This window comes from Streptomyces sp. NPDC093261, from assembly GCF_044753645.1.
Classification (GTDB): Bacteria; Actinomycetota; Actinomycetes; order Streptomycetales; family Streptomycetaceae; genus Streptomyces.
Genome location: NZ_JBIVNO010000006.1, coordinates 228897 through 243788 on the forward strand (window position 1 = coordinate 228897; position 14892 = coordinate 243788).

At 71.6% G+C, this 14892-nt stretch carries 14 protein-coding genes; 8 read left to right on the plus strand and 6 right to left on the minus strand.

The window, feature by feature from the left end; all coding sequences use genetic code 11:
• Positions 1–252 precede the first annotated feature (252 nt).
• Together ACIP94_RS16500 and ACIP94_RS16505 are read right to left on the minus strand one after the other, a co-directional pair.
• On the minus strand, positions 253–1365 hold the full coding sequence (locus ACIP94_RS16500; protein WP_402425498.1) for a family 2 encapsulin nanocompartment cargo protein polyprenyl transferase: 1113 nt from the start codon (positions 1363–1365) through the stop codon (positions 253–255).
• A 168-nt stretch (positions 1366–1533) separates the two neighbouring features.
• Positions 1534–2940 carry a family 2B encapsulin nanocompartment shell protein gene (locus ACIP94_RS16505; RefSeq protein WP_402425501.1) on the minus strand — a complete coding sequence of 469 codons (1407 nt, stop codon included), beginning with the start codon at positions 2938–2940 and terminating at the stop codon, positions 1534–1536.
• Positions 2941–3276: 336 nt separating this feature from the next.
• Here ACIP94_RS16505 and ACIP94_RS16510 point away from each other — a divergent pair, with 336 nt between their 5' ends.
• Positions 3277–3867, plus strand: a complete 591-nt coding sequence (locus ACIP94_RS16510) for an N-acetylmuramoyl-L-alanine amidase (protein WP_402425503.1) — start codon at positions 3277–3279, stop codon at positions 3865–3867.
• A 60-nt stretch (positions 3868–3927) separates the two neighbouring features.
• A complete protein-coding gene (locus tag ACIP94_RS16515) occupies positions 3928–4860 on the plus strand; it encodes a 1-aminocyclopropane-1-carboxylate deaminase/D-cysteine desulfhydrase (RefSeq protein ID WP_402425506.1) in 933 nt (310 codons plus the stop codon).
• Between the two features lie 22 nt (positions 4861–4882).
• On the opposite strand, the gene ACIP94_RS16520 is transcribed toward ACIP94_RS16515, so the two are convergent.
• Entirely contained in the window at positions 4883–5620 is a 738-nt protein-coding gene (locus tag ACIP94_RS16520; RefSeq protein ID WP_402425509.1) for a hypothetical protein, read from the minus strand.
• A gap of 62 nt (positions 5621–5682) precedes the next feature.
• Here ACIP94_RS16520 and ACIP94_RS16525 point away from each other — a divergent pair, with 62 nt between their 5' ends.
• The 3 genes from ACIP94_RS16525 to ACIP94_RS16535 all read left to right on the plus strand — a co-directional run bounded on the left by ACIP94_RS16525 (position 5683) and on the right by ACIP94_RS16535 (position 7783).
• Positions 5683–5943, plus strand: coding sequence for a UBP-type zinc finger domain-containing protein (locus ACIP94_RS16525; RefSeq protein WP_402425511.1), 261 nt, complete (start codon positions 5683–5685; stop codon positions 5941–5943).
• 251 nt (positions 5944–6194) lie between these two features.
• Complete coding sequence (locus tag ACIP94_RS16530) at positions 6195–6608, plus strand: anti-sigma regulatory factor (RefSeq protein ID WP_055492491.1); 414 nt, start codon at positions 6195–6197, stop codon at positions 6606–6608.
• Positions 6605–7783: a SigB/SigF/SigG family RNA polymerase sigma factor gene (locus ACIP94_RS16535; RefSeq protein ID WP_402425515.1), complete on the plus strand. Its 1179-nt coding sequence runs from the start codon at positions 6605–6607 to the stop codon at positions 7781–7783. The genes ACIP94_RS16530 and ACIP94_RS16535 overlap by 4 nt, the downstream gene beginning before the upstream one ends.
• 66 nt (positions 7784–7849) lie before the next feature.
• On the opposite strand, the gene ACIP94_RS16540 is transcribed toward ACIP94_RS16535, so the two are convergent.
• On the minus strand, positions 7850–8302 hold the full coding sequence (locus ACIP94_RS16540; RefSeq protein WP_402425517.1) for a hypothetical protein: 453 nt from the start codon (positions 8300–8302) through the stop codon (positions 7850–7852).
• A gap of 173 nt (positions 8303–8475) precedes the next feature.
• Between ACIP94_RS16540 and ACIP94_RS16545 the strand changes: the two genes are divergently transcribed.
• Both ACIP94_RS16545 and ACIP94_RS16550 read left to right on the plus strand, forming a co-directional pair.
• Positions 8476–9444 carry a diacylglycerol/lipid kinase family protein gene (locus tag ACIP94_RS16545; protein WP_402425520.1) on the plus strand — a complete coding sequence of 323 codons (969 nt, stop codon included), beginning with the start codon at positions 8476–8478 and terminating at the stop codon, positions 9442–9444.
• 318 nt (positions 9445–9762) lie between these two features.
• Positions 9763–10020 (plus strand): WhiB family transcriptional regulator, encoded by a 258-nt coding sequence (locus ACIP94_RS16550; protein ID WP_003992873.1) that lies wholly within the window; start codon positions 9763–9765, stop codon positions 10018–10020.
• Positions 10021–10209: 189 nt separating this feature from the next.
• On the opposite strand, the gene ACIP94_RS16555 is transcribed toward ACIP94_RS16550, so the two are convergent.
• Positions 10210–11676 (minus strand): PAS domain-containing sensor histidine kinase, encoded by a 1467-nt coding sequence (locus tag ACIP94_RS16555; protein WP_402425713.1) that lies wholly within the window; start codon positions 11674–11676, stop codon positions 10210–10212.
• A gap of 852 nt (positions 11677–12528) precedes the next feature.
• On the opposite strand from ACIP94_RS16555, the gene nagB reads away from it, so the two are divergent.
• Entirely contained in the window at positions 12529–13314 is a 786-nt protein-coding gene (gene nagB / locus ACIP94_RS16560) for a glucosamine-6-phosphate deaminase (protein ID WP_402425523.1), read from the plus strand.
• 78 nt (positions 13315–13392) lie between these two features.
• Here the strand turns inward: nagB and ACIP94_RS16565 are convergent, their stop codons facing one another.
• Positions 13393–14886, minus strand: a complete 1494-nt coding sequence (locus ACIP94_RS16565; protein ID WP_402425526.1) for a glycoside hydrolase family 3 protein — start codon at positions 14884–14886, stop codon at positions 13393–13395.
• Positions 14887–14892: the final 6 nt, after the last annotated feature.

Below are 14892 nucleotides of genomic sequence, written 5' to 3' on the forward strand. Positions count from 1 at the left end.
CGCCGTACGACGGTGGCGAGGGGCTGCCCGCACCACGGACAGACGTGCTCCTGGCGGCCCATGACCTCAGCGTAGGGCGGGCCCGGGGCGCGACGCCTGCCATGTCCCGGGCGGCTCCCCCCGGGCGCGGTCCGCGGGAGGAGGCGGGGCCCCGCGCACCGTGAGGACGCGCGGGGCCGCCCGGACCGGAGCCACCGGTTGCCGTACGGAGTCAGGAGCCGTACGGGCCGTGGCTCCGGGGTTTCGCGGTGATCAGGTGCTGCGCCGGGTCACGAACTCGGCCAGGGCCAGCAGCGGCCCCGCCGCCTCCGGGTCGGGCACCGCCCGGGACAGCTCCTGCATCGCCCTGCCCATCCGGTCGGCCGCCTGCACCTGCGCCCAGTCACGGCCGCCCGCCCGCTCGACGGCCAGCACGGTGCGCTCCAACTCCCCCTCCTCGTAGGGACCCTGGTACAGCTCGGCCAGCTCCGCGGCGGCCGGGGTGCCGGAGGCGAGCGCGGCCACCACCGGCAGTGACTTCTTGCGGGCCATCAGGTCCGCCCCGGCCGGCTTGCCGGTGCGGCTCGGGTCCCCCCAGATCCCGATCACGTCGTCGATGAGCTGGAAGGCCAGCCCGGCCTCGCGGCCGAACGCGTCCAGCGCCTCGACATCCGCGTCGTCGGCTCCCGCGTACAGCGCCCCCAGCGCGCAGGCGCAGCCCAGCAGCGCACCCGTCTTGGCCTCGGCCATGGTGAGCACCTCCTCGAGGGTGACCTCGTGGGGGCCGCGCCGCTCCATGGCCGTGTCCGACTGCTGCCCGGCGCACAGCTCGACGACGCAGGCCGCGAGCCGGGCGGCGGCCGCCGCCGACGCCGGGTGCGGATCCTCGGCGAGCAACTGCTGGGCCAGCGCCTGGAGGGCATCCCCCGCGAGGATCGCGTCGGCGTCACCGAACACGGTCCAGGCGGTGGGACGGTGTCTGCGGGTGGTGTCCCGGTCCATCACGTCGTCGTGCAACAGCGTGAAGTTGTGGACCAGTTCGACGGCCGCGGCGGCCCGGACTGCGGTGGACCGCCGTCCGCCGAGCGCCTGCGCCGCGGTCAGCACCAGCGCGGGCCGTATCGCCTTGCCCGCGTTGCCGGCGGCCGGGGTGCCGTCCGCGTGCTGCCAGCCGAAGTGGTAGAGCGCGATCCGCCGTATCGAGCCGGGCAGCGAGTCCACGGCCCGGCGCAGCTCCGGGTCGACCGAGGCACGGGTGCGCTCCAGGATCGCCAGGGCCTCGTGACCGTCGAGCGGTTGCCCCGGGCCCGGGAGCGGGGCGTGCCGCCCCGCCGGGACCGACGCGCTCCGCCGCCGGCGTGTGGGGCCCTGTTTCGGCTCCGTCATGAACTCACCCATGGGACCGCCTCGAAGAGTCTGCGGACGGAGAGGCCTCCGCCACCGGGCGCGCACCGGGAAGGTGTACCCGCCCGGGGGCCCGGGAACACGGCGTGCCGCTTGTGCGCGGCGACCGGGCCACGGGAGCGCGCCGGGAGTGGTCGAGCGTCGAAGGGGTCACCTCCAGCGGCCGATCTCGACGTTCTCCAGGACGCCCAGCGCGTCGGGCACCAGGACCGCCGCCGAGTAGTAGGCCGTCACCAGGTAGCTGATGATCGCCTGCTCGTTGATGCCCATGAAGCGCACCGAGAGACTCGGTTCGATCTCGTCCGGGATGCCGGTCTGCCTGAGTCCGACGACCCCCTGTTCCTCCTCGCCGGTGCGCATGGCGATGATCGAGGTCGTACGGGCCTCGGTGACCGGGATCTTGTTGCACGGGAACATCGGGACCCCGCGCCAGGTGGGGATGCGGTTGCCGCCGATGTCGATGGTCTCCGGGTTGAGTCCGCGCTTGTTGAGTTCCCGGCCGAAGGCGGCGATGGCGCGCGGGTGCGCGAGGAACAGCTTGGTGCCGCGGCGCCTGCTGAGCAGTTCGTCCATGTCGTCGGGGCTCGGCACCCCGTCATGGGGCTGGAGCCGCTGGTCGTACTCGCAGTTGCTGAGAAGCCCGAAGTCCGGGTTGTTGATCAGTTCGTGCTCCTGGCGCTCCTTGAGCGCCTCGACCGTGAGCCGCAACTGGTGCTCGGTCTGGTTCATCGGCTGGTTGTAGAGGTCGGCCACGCGTGTGTGGATGCGCAGGACGGTCTGGGCGATGCTCAGCTCGTACTCGCGGGGCGCCGCCTCGTAGTCGACGAAGGTGTGCGGGATGTCCGGCTCGCCGCTGTGGCCCGCGGCGAGGTCGATGGCCTTCTCACCGTACTTGTTGGTCTGCTGCTCGGGGGCCGAGCGCTCCTGGTGCAGGTGGTCGCGCAGCGACTGGGCGCGGTCCGCCACCAGTTCGACCTCCCGGCGGGGCAGCGCGAGCACCGTGCAGGCGGTGACCGCACGGGCCGTGTACTCCCAGATGGCGTCCGGGTCGAGCAGGGCCTGGTCGCCGAAGTAGGCGCCGTCGGCGAGGACGCCGAGCACCGCGTCGTCCCCGTAGGGGCCGGTGCCGATCTTCTCCACCTTGCCGTGCGCGAGCAGGAACACCTCGTCGGCCTGACTGCCGAACTCGGCGAGCACGTCCCCGGGTGCGAACCTGCGCTGCTGGCAGCGCTGGGCGAGTTCGCCGAGCACCTCCTGGTCCTCGTAGGTCCGCAGGGCCGGCAGTTCACCCAGCTCCGCGGGGATCACCGTGACCTGGTCGCCGGTCTTCACGAACGTCACCCGGCCGTCGCCCACGGAGTAGGTCAGGCGGCGGTTCACCCGGTAGGTACCGCCCTGCACACCCACCCACGGCAGCATGCGCAGCAGCCAGCGTGAGCTGATCTCCTGCATCTGGGGTGCGGACTTGGTGGTGGTGGCCAGGTTCCGAGCGGCCGCAGTGCCCAGACTCTGCTGCGGCTTGTTCTGCTCGGCACGGACCTCTTCGCCTACCGACATGGATATTGCCCCTCCCGATCACGCATCTGATCTGCGGGAAAAGCGTCCCAGCACGGAGAGTGCCGATGCCATTACCCAAAAGAGCGGGAATGGATCAACGTCCGCCCGGGCACACTGAGGCACCTCGTCGAGCATCCGCCCCGGGCCGCCGCCAGGTGCCCGGGCGCGGGCCGGACACCGCCCGGCCGGTTCGGCCGATCATCGGTCCATCCTCCGCTGACCGGATCGGCTCGCACACCGTGCGAACGACTGGTCCGGTTCCGGCGGTCGCCGGTACAAGCTGCGGTACGAGGCGGGCGCGACCGGCGGCCGTCACGCAGCACGAGGGAGACGGCCATGGCCCCACCCATGTCCGCGGGCACGTTCCTCGACCGGCTCCGCGCGGAGGGCGCCACGGTCGTCGAGGTCGGTGACTGGGAGCATCGCAACCGCAACCACAAGGGCCCCTGGGGGCCGGTCCACGGGGTGATGATCCACCACACGGCGACCACCGGAGCCGAGCGGACCGTGGCCCTGTGCCGTGACGGCCGGCCGGACCTGCCCGGACCGCTGTGCCATGGCGTGATCACCAAGGACGGCCTGGTGCACCTGGTGGGCTATGGCCGCGCCAACCACGCGGGCCTCGGCGACGACGACGTGCTGCGCGCGGTCGTCGCCGAGAAGGCGCTGCCCGAGCCCGACGAGGCGGACACCGACGGCAACCGTCACTTCTACGGATTCGAGTGCGAGAACCTCGGTGACGGCGTGGACGTCTGGCCCGCCGCGCAGTTCGACGCGATCGCGAGGGTGAGCGCGGCGGTCTGCCGCCACCACGGCTGGTCGGAGCGCTCGGTGATCGGACATCTGGAGTGGCAGCCCGGCAAGGTGGACCCGAGGGGCTTCGCGATGGACCTCCTCAGGGAGCGGGTCCGCGACCGGCTGAAGTGACCCCGGCGTCCGACCGCACCAGGCGTCCGCCCAGGACACCGGTTGTCCGACAATGGCGAGGTGACCAGCCCCGATGTGCCGAGCCGACGCCAGGTGCCCGATGTGGACGTGCTGCGTCCGCGCCTGCCGTCACCGTTGCGGGAGGTCGGGGACGAGCGCTTCGCACGCCATGGAGTCCGGCTGCTGCTCAAGCGGGACGATCTGATCCACCCGGACCTGGTCGGCAACAAGTGGCGCAAGCTCGCCCCGAACCTGCGCGCCGCGGCCGGCCGCCCCCTGCTCACCTTCGGCGGCGCGTACTCCAACCATCTGCGGGCCACGGCCGCGGCGGGCCGGCTGCTCGGGCAGCACACCGTCGGCGTGGTCCGCGGCCAGGAGCTGGCCGACCGCCCGCTCAACCCCTCCCTCGCCCGGTGCGCGGCCGACGGAATGCGGCTGCACTTCGTCGACAGATCGACCTATCGACGGGTGTCGGAGCCACAGGTCCTGGCCGGCGTGCTGCGCGCGGCGGACGCCGAGGAGGCGTATGTGGTGCCCGAGGGCGGCAGCAACTCCCTCGCCGTGCGCGGTTGCCGGGCGCTCGGCGAGGAACTGCGCGGCCGGGCGGACGTGGTCGCCGTGGCGTGCGGCACGGGGGGCACGCTGGCCGGACTGGCGGCGGGGCTGGCCCCGGAACAGCAGGCCCTCGGGGTCGCGGTCCTCAAGGGTGACTTCCTGGCCGGCGAGACGGCCGCCCTCCAGACCCTGGCCTTCGGTGGCCGCCGGGGCACCTGGTCCGTGGACACCCGTTTCCACTTCGGCGGCTACGCCCGCACGACCGGCGAACTCGACGCCTTCGCCCGGGACTTCGAGTCGCGCCACGCCCTGCCGGTGGAACGTCTCTATGTCGCCAAGCTGCTGTACGGGCTGGTCACCCTGACCGAGGAGGGCGCGTTTCCGCGGGGAACGACCCTTGCCGCGGTGATCACCGGAACCCCTTTCCCCCCTTCCTGACCCTGGGCGTCCCGGTCCTGGGTCACGCGGTCTCGCGATAGGCCGCCGCCTCCTCCAGGTCCAGGCGTCTGAGCAGCGTGCGGAGCATCTCGTCGTCGATGTAGCGGTGGTTGCGAAGCCTGACGAAGACCTCCCGCTCGGTGCCGATCATCTCCCGGGACAGCCGGCGGTAGGTGTCGTCGACCGTTTCGCCGGTCACCGGGTTCACCGAGCCGAGACGTTCCCACACGGCGTTGCGCCGGCGCTCCAGGACCGTGCGGAGACGGTCGGCCAGCGGCGGCGGCAACGCGTTGCGCTCGTCGTCCAGGAGTGCGTCGAGGTGCTGCTCGGCGGCCCGCGACGCCTGCGCCTGGGCGTTCGCCTCGGCGAGGGTCTCCGCCTGGGGGTCGCGTCCCGGCAGTCCGAGCACGCGGATCAGCAGGGGCAGGGTCAGCCCCTGCACCACCAGGGTGCCGATCACCATGGTGAAGGTCAGGAACGTCGCGAAGAGCACGTACCCGACGGACAGCAGCGCCACCGGCCGCATCTGCGCCCGCAGATCCAGATACGAGCTGTCGGCGGCCGCCGTGTACAGCAGCGGCGGCAGCACCAGCGGCAGGACGACGTCCGGGTCGAGCGTGTACTCCGGCACCCCGGGCACATACGACACCGCGAGTCCCGCCGCCACCAGCAGCAGCGGCGCGGGCACAGGGGTGCGGCGCGCGCCTCCGGCCACGGCCGCACTGCCCGCGACCAGCAACAGCAGCGGCAACACGTTCATGTCCTGCGCCCGCCCCTCCCTATTCGCGCGGCTTTCCGCGGACCCGTCGTAACCTGGCAATCATGAAACAGTGCACGCACGCCAACGCGCTGCCGCACCCCGAACCCGAGCCCCGGAGCGAGACCTGCCTGGAGTGCCTCGCCGCGGGCACCGACCCGGTGCAACTGCGGCTGTGCCTGGAGTGCGGACACATCGGCTGCTGCGACTCCTCGCCCCTGCGGCATGCGACGGCGCACCACACGGAGACCGGCCACCCGGTGATGCGCACCTTCGAGCCGGGTGAGGAATGGCGCTGGTGCTTCGTCGACCATGTACTCGTGTGACCCTGGATCCGGACGGTTCGACGGTGTGACGCCTGGGTACGTCAAACCGGCGCGCGCTCTTCCCGATTGGGCCCGCAGACCCCTAGCCACTGTGCGTATACATAGGTTTACTATGAGTGACAGCAAGGGGCCGGGGTCGCGGGGACAGAAAAGCCGGTAGCGCGATAGCGTCACCGCGGAACCACATAGGACGTTACCCCGGGGGGCGACCCTCGGCCCCCGAAAGAGCTTGTACCACCTTGGAGGTGAGGGTGTCCCAGATCGCAGGCGAGCCCGCGACCCAGGACTTCGTGGAAGTCCGGCTGCCGGCAGCTGGTGCCTACCTGTCGGTGCTGCGTACGGCCACCGCCGGTCTCGCGGCCCGTTTGGACTTCACCCTCGACGAGATCGAGGACCTGCGCATCGCGGTCGACGAGGCCTGCGCGATCCTGTTGCAGCAGGCCGTGCCCGGCTCGGTGCTCAGCTGCGTCTTCCGGCTCATCGACGACTCGCTCGAGGTCACGGTCGCGGCTCCGACCACGGACGGTCACGCTCCGTCACGAGACACTTTCGCCTGGACCGTGCTGTCGGCCCTGGCAGGCAAGGTCTCCTCCGCGGTCGCCGACGACAAGACCGTGTCCATCAGCCTCTACAAACAGCGCGGCGCGGGACCCGGGCCGGCGTGAGGAACGGGGACGGGCCGGTGCGGGACGAAGAGCGCGGCACACGAGAACTCTCCGCCGGGAGTGCCGACGGCCCCAACGGGTCGCGGCGGACGGCGGGCGGTGTGGACGGCATCCCGGAGCAGGCCCGTCCGCATCCGGAGGACGACACTTCGGCGGTCGTGGCACCCGCGCAGGCGGGGGCGGCCGGGACCGAGGAGGCGTTCTCCGTACGGGGCGGCACAGGACGGGATCCGGACGGCGCCCCGCGGAGCACGCCCTCTGGAGGAAGTGGGGCCTCCCCGGCTCATGGGGGTCCCCCCGCTCGAGCGCAGTCGAGAGTGGGGGCGGAGCCGAGAGCGCGGGGAAGGGTGACGGGCGGGACGATGAGCGAGCACGAGCGAAACGCCGAGCAGAGCGTGCCGGGCGGCGCCCAGCACGGCCCACTGGACCGCAGCGGGGCGCGGTCCATGTTCGTCGAGCTGCGCAAGCTGAAGGAGGGCAGCCCGGAGTACGCGGAGCTGCGCAACCGGCTGGTCCGTATGCATCTGCCGCTCGTCGAGCACCTCGCGCGCCGCTTCCGCAACCGCGGCGAGCCGCTGGACGATCTGACCCAGGTCGCCACCATCGGCCTGATCAAGTCGGTGGACCGTTTCGACCCGGAGCGCGGCGTCGAGTTCTCGACCTACGCGACCCCGACGGTGGTCGGCGAGATCAAGCGCCACTTCCGCGACAAGGGCTGGGCGGTACGGGTGCCGCGGCGCCTCCAGGAGCTGCGTCTGGCCCTCACGACGGCCACGGCCGAGCTGTCCCAACTGCACGGCCGCTCCCCGACGGTCCATGAGCTGGCCGAGAAGCTGGCCATCTCGGAGGAGGAGGTCCTGGAGGGCCTGGAGTCCGCGAACGCGTACTCGACGCTCTCCCTGGACGTCCCCGACACGGACGACGAGTCCCCGGCGGTCGCGGACACGCTCGGCGCGGAGGACGAGGCGCTGGAGGGCGTGGAGTACCGCGAGTCGCTGAAGCCGCTGCTCGAGGACCTTCCGCCACGAGAGAAGCGGATCCTGCTTCTCCGCTTCTTTGGCAATATGACGCAGTCGCAGATCGCCCAGGAGGTCGGCATCTCCCAGATGCATGTCTCGCGCCTGCTGGCCCGGACCCTGGCCCAGCTACGGGAGAAGCTGCTGGTCGAGGAGTGACGAAGGGCGACCGGATCCCGGTCGCCCTGGAGTGCGCGCCCCGGCGGCCCGTGCCGCCGACGTCCGCTACTCCTTCTGGTCCTGTACGTTCCCGGGCCCCCTGATGCCCAGCGCCCGCGTGGTCGCCGGGTTCACGAGCAGCACCAGGGCCGCCACCGCGACGACCGCGAGCGCGATGCCGCCCGGGATCGCGACACTGTCGGCCTGGAGCAGGTTGTACGCCACCGGCAGCGCCATGATCTGCGTGATGACCGCGGGCCCCCGGCTCCAGCCGCGCCGCAGCAGCAGACCGCGCGCGGCCAGCAGGGGCAGCAGCGCGAGCACGATGAGGGTGACACCGCCGGTGACGGCCTGCCGGCGGTCGTCCGGCGAGCCGGTGAGGCCCAGGACGAGCATCCATGCACCGCCCACGAAGAGGGCGAGACCCTCCAGTCCGGCGAGTGCCGCCGCGACGGTCAGCCGCACGGGACGGGGCCCGGCGTCGGGGGCCGGGGAGGTCGGGTTCTGCTCAGCGCTCACCCCAGAAGGGTAGCCCTCGCGCCGGACCCGGCCGGCGGGGCGGGCACGCACCGACACGGCCGCCGCACCGGGGTCGCTTCCCGGCCCGCTGTGCTCAAGGCCACTCCCCCTCCTCTTACCCGATCCCTACCTCGGCCTGGGACGAGTACCGCCGAGTAGGTAACCTGCAACCCATGCGTGCACTCCTCGTGGTCAATCCGGCGGCAACCACTACAAGCGCACGTACCCGTGACGTTCTGATCCACGCGCTGGCGAGCGAGATGAAGCTCGAGGCGGTCACCACCGAATACCGGGGGCACGCCCGGGACCTCGGCCGCCAGGCCGCGGAGAGCGAGGACATCGAACTGGTCGTGGCGCTCGGCGGTGACGGCACGGTCAACGAGGTCGTCAACGGCCTGCTGCACCACGGCCCCGACCCCGGCCGGCTCCCCCGCCTCGGCGTCGTGCCCGGCGGCTCGACCAATGTCTTCGCCCGCGCCCTCGGCCTGCCCAACGACGCCGTGGAGGCGACCGGTGCGATCCTCGACGCCCTGCGCGAGGGCCGCGAGCGCACGGTCGGCCTCGGTCTGGCCGAGGGCACCCCGGGTACCGAGGACGAGGCGGTGCCCTCCCGCTGGTTCACCTTCAACGCCGGCCTGGGCTTCGACGCGGGCGTGGTGGGCCGGGTCGAACAGCAGCGGGAGCGGGGCAGGCGCTCCACCCATGCGCTGTATCTGCGCCAAGTGCTGCGCCAGTTTCTGGACGAACCGCATCGCAGGCATGGAACGATCACCCTGGAGCGGCCCGGCGAGGAGCCGATCGAGGATCTCGTCCTGTCCATAATCTGCAACACGACCCCGTGGACGTTTCTCGGCAATCGTCCGGTGTACGCGTCCCCTAAGGCCTCGTTCGATACCGGACTCGACGTACTCGGTCTCAGCCGTATGTCGACGACCTCCATTGCCCGGTATGCAACCCAGTTGCTCACTTCGTCCCCCGAGCGCGGCCCCCGTGGCAGGCATGTGGTCTCCCTGCACGACCTGAGCGGCTTCACCTTGCATTCGAAGGTGCCGCTGCCCCTCCAGATGGACGGGGACCACCTCGGACTGCGCACCAGCGTGACGTTCACAGGCGTACGCCGTGCACTGCGTGTGATTGTGTGAGCAGAAGGCGCCAAAGTCCTTTCACTCGAACGTTTAGGCCAGCATCCACCCCTTGGAAGTACGGCTGTGACCTAGTCGACACCAAGGAATCAAAAAAAACTTTTCGGAAGGGGTTGTATCCGCCGCTGAGGTTTGCGAGTCTCTACGTGGCGCTCGGGGCGGCACGCACCATCGGCCCCCACAGAGAGCCCGAACCCCTCCTCAATCCACAGGACCACGTCAGTGAGTCTGACGATCGGCCCTTCACTTGTTGAGGGATTCGTGAAAGCGTTCACATTCACAAGCAATCTGCACGTAATACCAAGAGAGGTAGCAGCCATGGACTGGCGTCACAACGCCGTTTGCCGCGAGGAAGACCCCGAGCTCTTCTTCCCCATCGGCAACACCGGTCCCGCGCTGCTGCAGATCGAGGAAGCCAAGGCCGTCTGCCGTCGCTGCCCGGTTATCGAGCAGTGCCTGCAGTGGGCGCTCGAGTCCGGTCAGGACTCCGGCGTCTGGGGTGGTCTCAGCGAGGACGAGCGCCGCGCCATGAAGCGCCGCGCCGCCCGCAACCGGGCCCGTCAGGCCTCCGCCTGACACACCCACCCCGTACGAGCCTGAGCTTGGCGGCGCGTGCAGCGAGTACGCATCTCCCGCCCCCGAGCCGCAGCGCGCAGTACCCCCGGTGCGCAGCAATAGCTGGCAACTGAGCTTTAGCCCCGGACCACTTGTGGTCCGGGGCTCATTGCTGTGCGGACGGCGGTCCGGGCGGCGGCGCCTCCCGGATCAGCTGGGGGCCCGGACCGGGATGTCCAGGATCACCCGCGTCCCCCGCCCCGGGGCGGGGACCATGTCGAAGGCGCCGCCCAACTCGCCCTCCACCAGCGTCCGGACGATCTGAAGACCGAGGTTGCCCGCCGTGTGCGGGTCGAAGCCCTCGGGCAGGCCCACCCCGTCGTCCTGGACGGTGACGAGGAGCCGGGCCTCCTTCGTCGTACCGCCGCGGACCGCCGAGACTTCGACGGTGCCGGTGTCGCCCTGGCGGAAGCCGTGTTCCAGGGCGTTCTGGAGGACCTCGGTGAGCACCATGGAGAGCGGGGTCGCGACCTCGGCGTCCAGGATGCCGAAGCGGCCGCTGCGCCGGCCGGTGACCGTGCCGGGCGAGATCTCGGCGACCATGGCCAGCACCCGGTCGGCGATCTCGTCGAACTCCACCCGTTCGTCCAGGTTCTGAGACAGCGTCTCATGCACGATGGCGATGGAGCCGACCCGCCGAACCGCCTCCTCCAGCGCCTCCCGTCCCCGCTCGGACTCGATACGGCGGGCCTGGAGACGGAGCAGGGCGGCGACCGTCTGGAGGTTGTTCTTCACCCGGTGGTGGATCTCCCGGATGGTCGCGTCCTTCGTTATCAACTCACGCTCGCGGCGCCGCAGTTCGGTGACGTCTCGAAGCAGCACCAGCGAACCGATCCGGGTGCCCTTGGGCTTGAGCGGAATCGCGCGGAACTGGATCACCCCGTCATGGGCCTCGATCTCGAACTCGCGCGGCGCCCAGCCGCTGGCGACCTTGGCGAGCGCCTCGTCCACGGGGCCCCGGGTGGGGGCGAGTTCGGCGGTGATCTGGCCGAGGTGCTGGCCGACCAGGTCGGAGGCCAGGCCCAGGCGGTGGTAGGCCGACAGGGCGTTGGGCGAGGCGTACTGCACGATGCCGTCCGCATCGAGGCGGATCAGACCGTCGCCGACGCGCGGCGAGGCGTCCATGTCGACCTGCTGGTCGGGGAACGGGAAGGCACCGGCCGCGATCATCTGCGCCAGGTCCGAGGCGCTCTGGAGGTAGGTGAGCTCCAGGCGGCTCGGGGTGCGCACGGTCAGCAGGTTGGTGTTGCGCGCGATGACGCCGAGGACCCGCCCCTCGCGTCGTACGGGGATGGACTCGACCCGGACCGGGACCTCCTCGCGCCACTCGGGATCGCCCTCGCGCACGATCCGGCCCTCGTCCAGGGCGGCGTCCAGCATGGGGCGGCGGCCGCGCGGGACGAGGTGGCCGACCATGTCGTCCTGGTAGGAGGTGGGGCCGGTGTTGGGACGCATCTGCGCCACCGAGACATACCGGGTGCCGTCCCGCGTGGGCACCCACAGGACCAGGTCGGCGAAGGAGAGGTCGGACAGCAGCTGCCACTCCGACACCAGCAGATGGAGCCACTCCAGGTCGGAGTCGCTGAGGGCGGTGTGCTGGCGGACCAGTTCGTTCATGGAGGGCACGTCTGCGAGGGTACCCGGGAGCTGCGGCAACGCTCGAAATCGGCCAGAGCGGCTGAGGCCGTAGTACGGCGAGAGGGGCCCGGAGACACCCGCGGGCCGCGGCGCCTGGGAGGGACCCTCAACCCTCCCGGCACCGCAGCCCGGAGCAGCAACGGCCGCGGGGTGTGCGGTCCCGGCCGGCCGAAGGTCGAGGATCCGGAGCAGTCAGGGCAGAGAGCGCCGGTTCCTCGGTCCGTCCTCCTGTGCGGGGAAGACGGAGGTTCTTGATGCGAGCTGTTCTCGCTGGCGTGCGCGAGAACACTTTACGTCCTGGTACCTGTGCTTGTGGACTAGACCACATGCCAGGGACCATGGTGCTGGGTCGGGACGCGTGTGTCCATGCGTCGGGGGATGTTTGTTGTTGTCTCTTTATCGGACATCCCCCGAGGTCTCCACCGCAGGGTAGCGGCCTTCGGCCCGCCCGGGGGCCGGATTGCCGCCGTACGCCGTCAGTGCGTCTCGGTCACCTCCGCCGGGGCGCGCGGGGTGCCCGGGGGATCCGGGGAGCGGGCGCCCGGCCCGGGCTCCGGCGTGGCGTGCGAGGCGGATTCCGGGAGGGTGTGGTCATGGGGCCTCCTCGCGGGCTGACCGGTCCGGTACGAGGTCGGCTGACTCCATTGCCCTCCCCCGTCCCCGGAGCCGCGCATCCGGAGGACGACCCGCACGGGAAGGCCAGGAAAATCCGGGACGGCGGCCCCTTTCCCGAAGGGCCGATTCTGCTAGATTGGTCTATACCACATGTGTCCTCGCGTGTGTGCCCCTCGGCTTCCCACGCGAGCCCCTCCTCAGATCGGCAGGCCCAGCGTGGAAGTTGTCATCGTCCCGGACGCCAAGGCGGGCGGCGAGCTCATCGCCGAGGCCATGGCACAGCTGCTCAGGCGCAAGCCCGACGCCCTGCTCGGCGTGGCCACCGGATCGACGCCACTGCCCGTCTACGAGGCGCTGGCGACCAAGGTGCGCTCCGGTGCCGTCGATGTCTCGCGGGCACGGATCGCCCAGCTCGACGAGTATGCGGGCCTGCCGGCCGACCACCCGGAGTCCTATCGCTCGGTGCTCGCCCGCGAGGTGCTCCAGCCGCTCGGCATCGGCATGCAGGCGTTCATCGGCCCCGACGGCACTGCCGAGGACGTCCGGGCGGCGTGCGCGGCGTACGAGACGGCGCTGGCCGAGGCCGGCGGGGTGGACCTGCAACTGCTGGGCATCGGCACCGACGGGCACATCGGGTTCAATGAGCCCTGCTCCTCGCTCGCCTCACGCACACGGATCAAGACGCTGACCGAGCAGACCCGGATCGACAACGCGCGATTCTTCGACGGCGACATCGACCAGGTGCCGCATCACGTCATCACCCAGGGCATCGGAACCATCCTGGAGGCGCGGCACCTGGTGCTCCTCGCGACCGGCGAGGGCAAGGCGGACGCGGTGGCCGCGACGGTCGAGGGGCCTGTCGCCGCGGTGTGCCCGGCCTCCGCGCTCCAGCTCCACCCGCACGCGACCGTCGTCGTGGACGAGGCCGCCGCGTCCAAGCTGAGGCTCGCCGGCTACTTCCGGCACACCTACGCCAACAAGCCCGACTGGCAGGGCATCTAGTCACAGGCGGGAAGGCGCCGGGCCCCGGCGCCTTCCCCTCCCGGCCGGGGCGAGGACCATGCTCGCCCCGGCCCGCTGTCACCTGCCGGCGATGACCTCCGCCGCGGCCCGTCCGCAGACCCGTGCCGCCCCGTGTGTGGCGATGTGCAGGGCACCGCGAGGAGCGGCCCCGGGGAGGCCCATCTCGACCACGACGGTGTCGGGACGCTGCGCGAGGATCACGTCCAGGGCCCCCGCCATCCAGGGGTGACGGTGCTCATCGCGGACCACCGCCACGATCCTCCGCGCCCCCGCGGCCTCCAGCACGGCCCGCCCCGCCGTCTCCCCCGCGACGCTGCCCGTCTGTGTGCCCGGAAGCATGCGGACCAGTTCCGCGGCCACGCCCCACGGGGTGTCGTCGCCCACCGCGATGTTCGCGACGGGGGTGAGGGCGGCGACATAGGGCGGCTCGGTGAGCGGGGTGAAGCCCTCCGCGCCGGTGACGGTCAGCGCGCGCCGGGCCGCGAGCAGACCGATGTCGGCGCCGGGCGCGGGCCGCGCGGCGGCGCCCTCCCCTCCCACCGTCGCCGTCCACCGCGCCAGCGCCCGGACCCGCCCGGCCGCCTCGGCCAGCCGCTCCTCGGCCAGCTCGCCCGAGCGCACCGCCGTGACCAGGGCGTCCCGCAGACGTCGTACCGTCTCGTCGTCCGCGAGGCCGCCGCCCACACAGATGGCGTCCGCGCCCGCCGCGATGGCGAGGACGCTGCCGCGCTCGATGCCGTAGGTCCCGGAGATCGCCCGCATCTCCATGCCGTCGGTGACGATCAGGCCGTCGTAGCCGAGGTCGCCGCGCAGCAGCTCGGTCAGGACGCGCCGGGACAGGGTGGCCGGGCGGTCCGGGTCCAGGGCCGGGACCAGGATGTGCGCGCTCATCATCGCGCGCGTGCCGGCCGCGATCGCCGCCCGGAACGGGGCGAGTTCGCGCCTGTGGAGCACCTGCGCCGGCGCGTCGATGCGCGGCAGCGCGTGGTGGGAGTCGACCGCCGTGTCCCCGTGCCCGGGGAAGTGCTTGGTGCAGGCGGCGACGCCCGCGGACTGCAGTCCGGTGACATAGGCGGCGGTGTGGCGGGCCACCAGGTCCGTGTCGGCGCCGAAGGACCGCACGCCGATCACCGGGTTGGCGGGGTTGGAGTTCACATCGGCGGAGGGCGCCCAGTTGAGGTTGACCCCGCACTCCGCGAGCCGGCGTCCCAGCTCGCAGGCCACCGCGCGGGTCAGCTCCGCGTCGTCCACCGCGCCGAGCGCGTGGTTGCCGGGGAAGGAGGATCCCGACCCCACCTCCAGGCGGGTGACATCACCTCCCTCCTCGTCGATCGCCACGAGCACGTCGTCGCGTTCGGCGCGCAACTGGGCGGTCAGGGCGGCGAGCTGCCCGGGGGAGGCGATGTTCCGGCCGAACAGTCCCACGGAGGCCAGCCCCTCGCCGAGGCGGCGCAGCAGCCAGTCGGGGGCCGTGGTGCCGGTGAAGCCGGGCTGGAGGACGGTCAGCGCATCGCGGGTGAGGGTGTCGGTACCGCTGGCGAATGTCGTCATCGGGTG

Excerpts from the sequence above, each read along its gene's own strand:
- ACIP94_RS16500 (WP_402425498.1), bottom strand. The coding sequence starts at position 1,365 with ATGACGGAGCCGAAACAGGGCCCCACACGCCGGCGGCGGAGCGCGTCG.
- ACIP94_RS16505 (WP_402425501.1), bottom strand. The coding sequence starts at position 2,940 with ATGTCGGTAGGCGAAGAGGTCCGTGCCGAGCAGAACAAGCCGCAGCAG.
- ACIP94_RS16510 (WP_402425503.1), top strand. The coding sequence starts at position 3,277 with ATGGCCCCACCCATGTCCGCGGGCACGTTCCTCGACCGGCTCCGCGCG.
- ACIP94_RS16520 (WP_402425509.1), bottom strand. The coding sequence starts at position 5,620 with ATGAACGTGTTGCCGCTGCTGTTGCTGGTCGCGGGCAGTGCGGCCGTG.
- ACIP94_RS16525 (WP_402425511.1), top strand. The coding sequence starts at position 5,683 with ATGAAACAGTGCACGCACGCCAACGCGCTGCCGCACCCCGAACCCGAG.
- ACIP94_RS16545 (WP_402425520.1), top strand. The coding sequence starts at position 8,476 with ATGCGTGCACTCCTCGTGGTCAATCCGGCGGCAACCACTACAAGCGCA.
- ACIP94_RS16550 (WP_003992873.1), top strand. The coding sequence starts at position 9,763 with ATGGACTGGCGTCACAACGCCGTTTGCCGCGAGGAAGACCCCGAGCTC.
- ACIP94_RS16555 (WP_402425713.1), bottom strand. The coding sequence starts at position 11,676 with ATGAACGAACTGGTCCGCCAGCACACCGCCCTCAGCGACTCCGACCTG.
- ACIP94_RS16565 (WP_402425526.1), bottom strand. The coding sequence starts at position 14,886 with ATGACGACATTCGCCAGCGGTACCGACACCCTCACCCGCGATGCGCTG.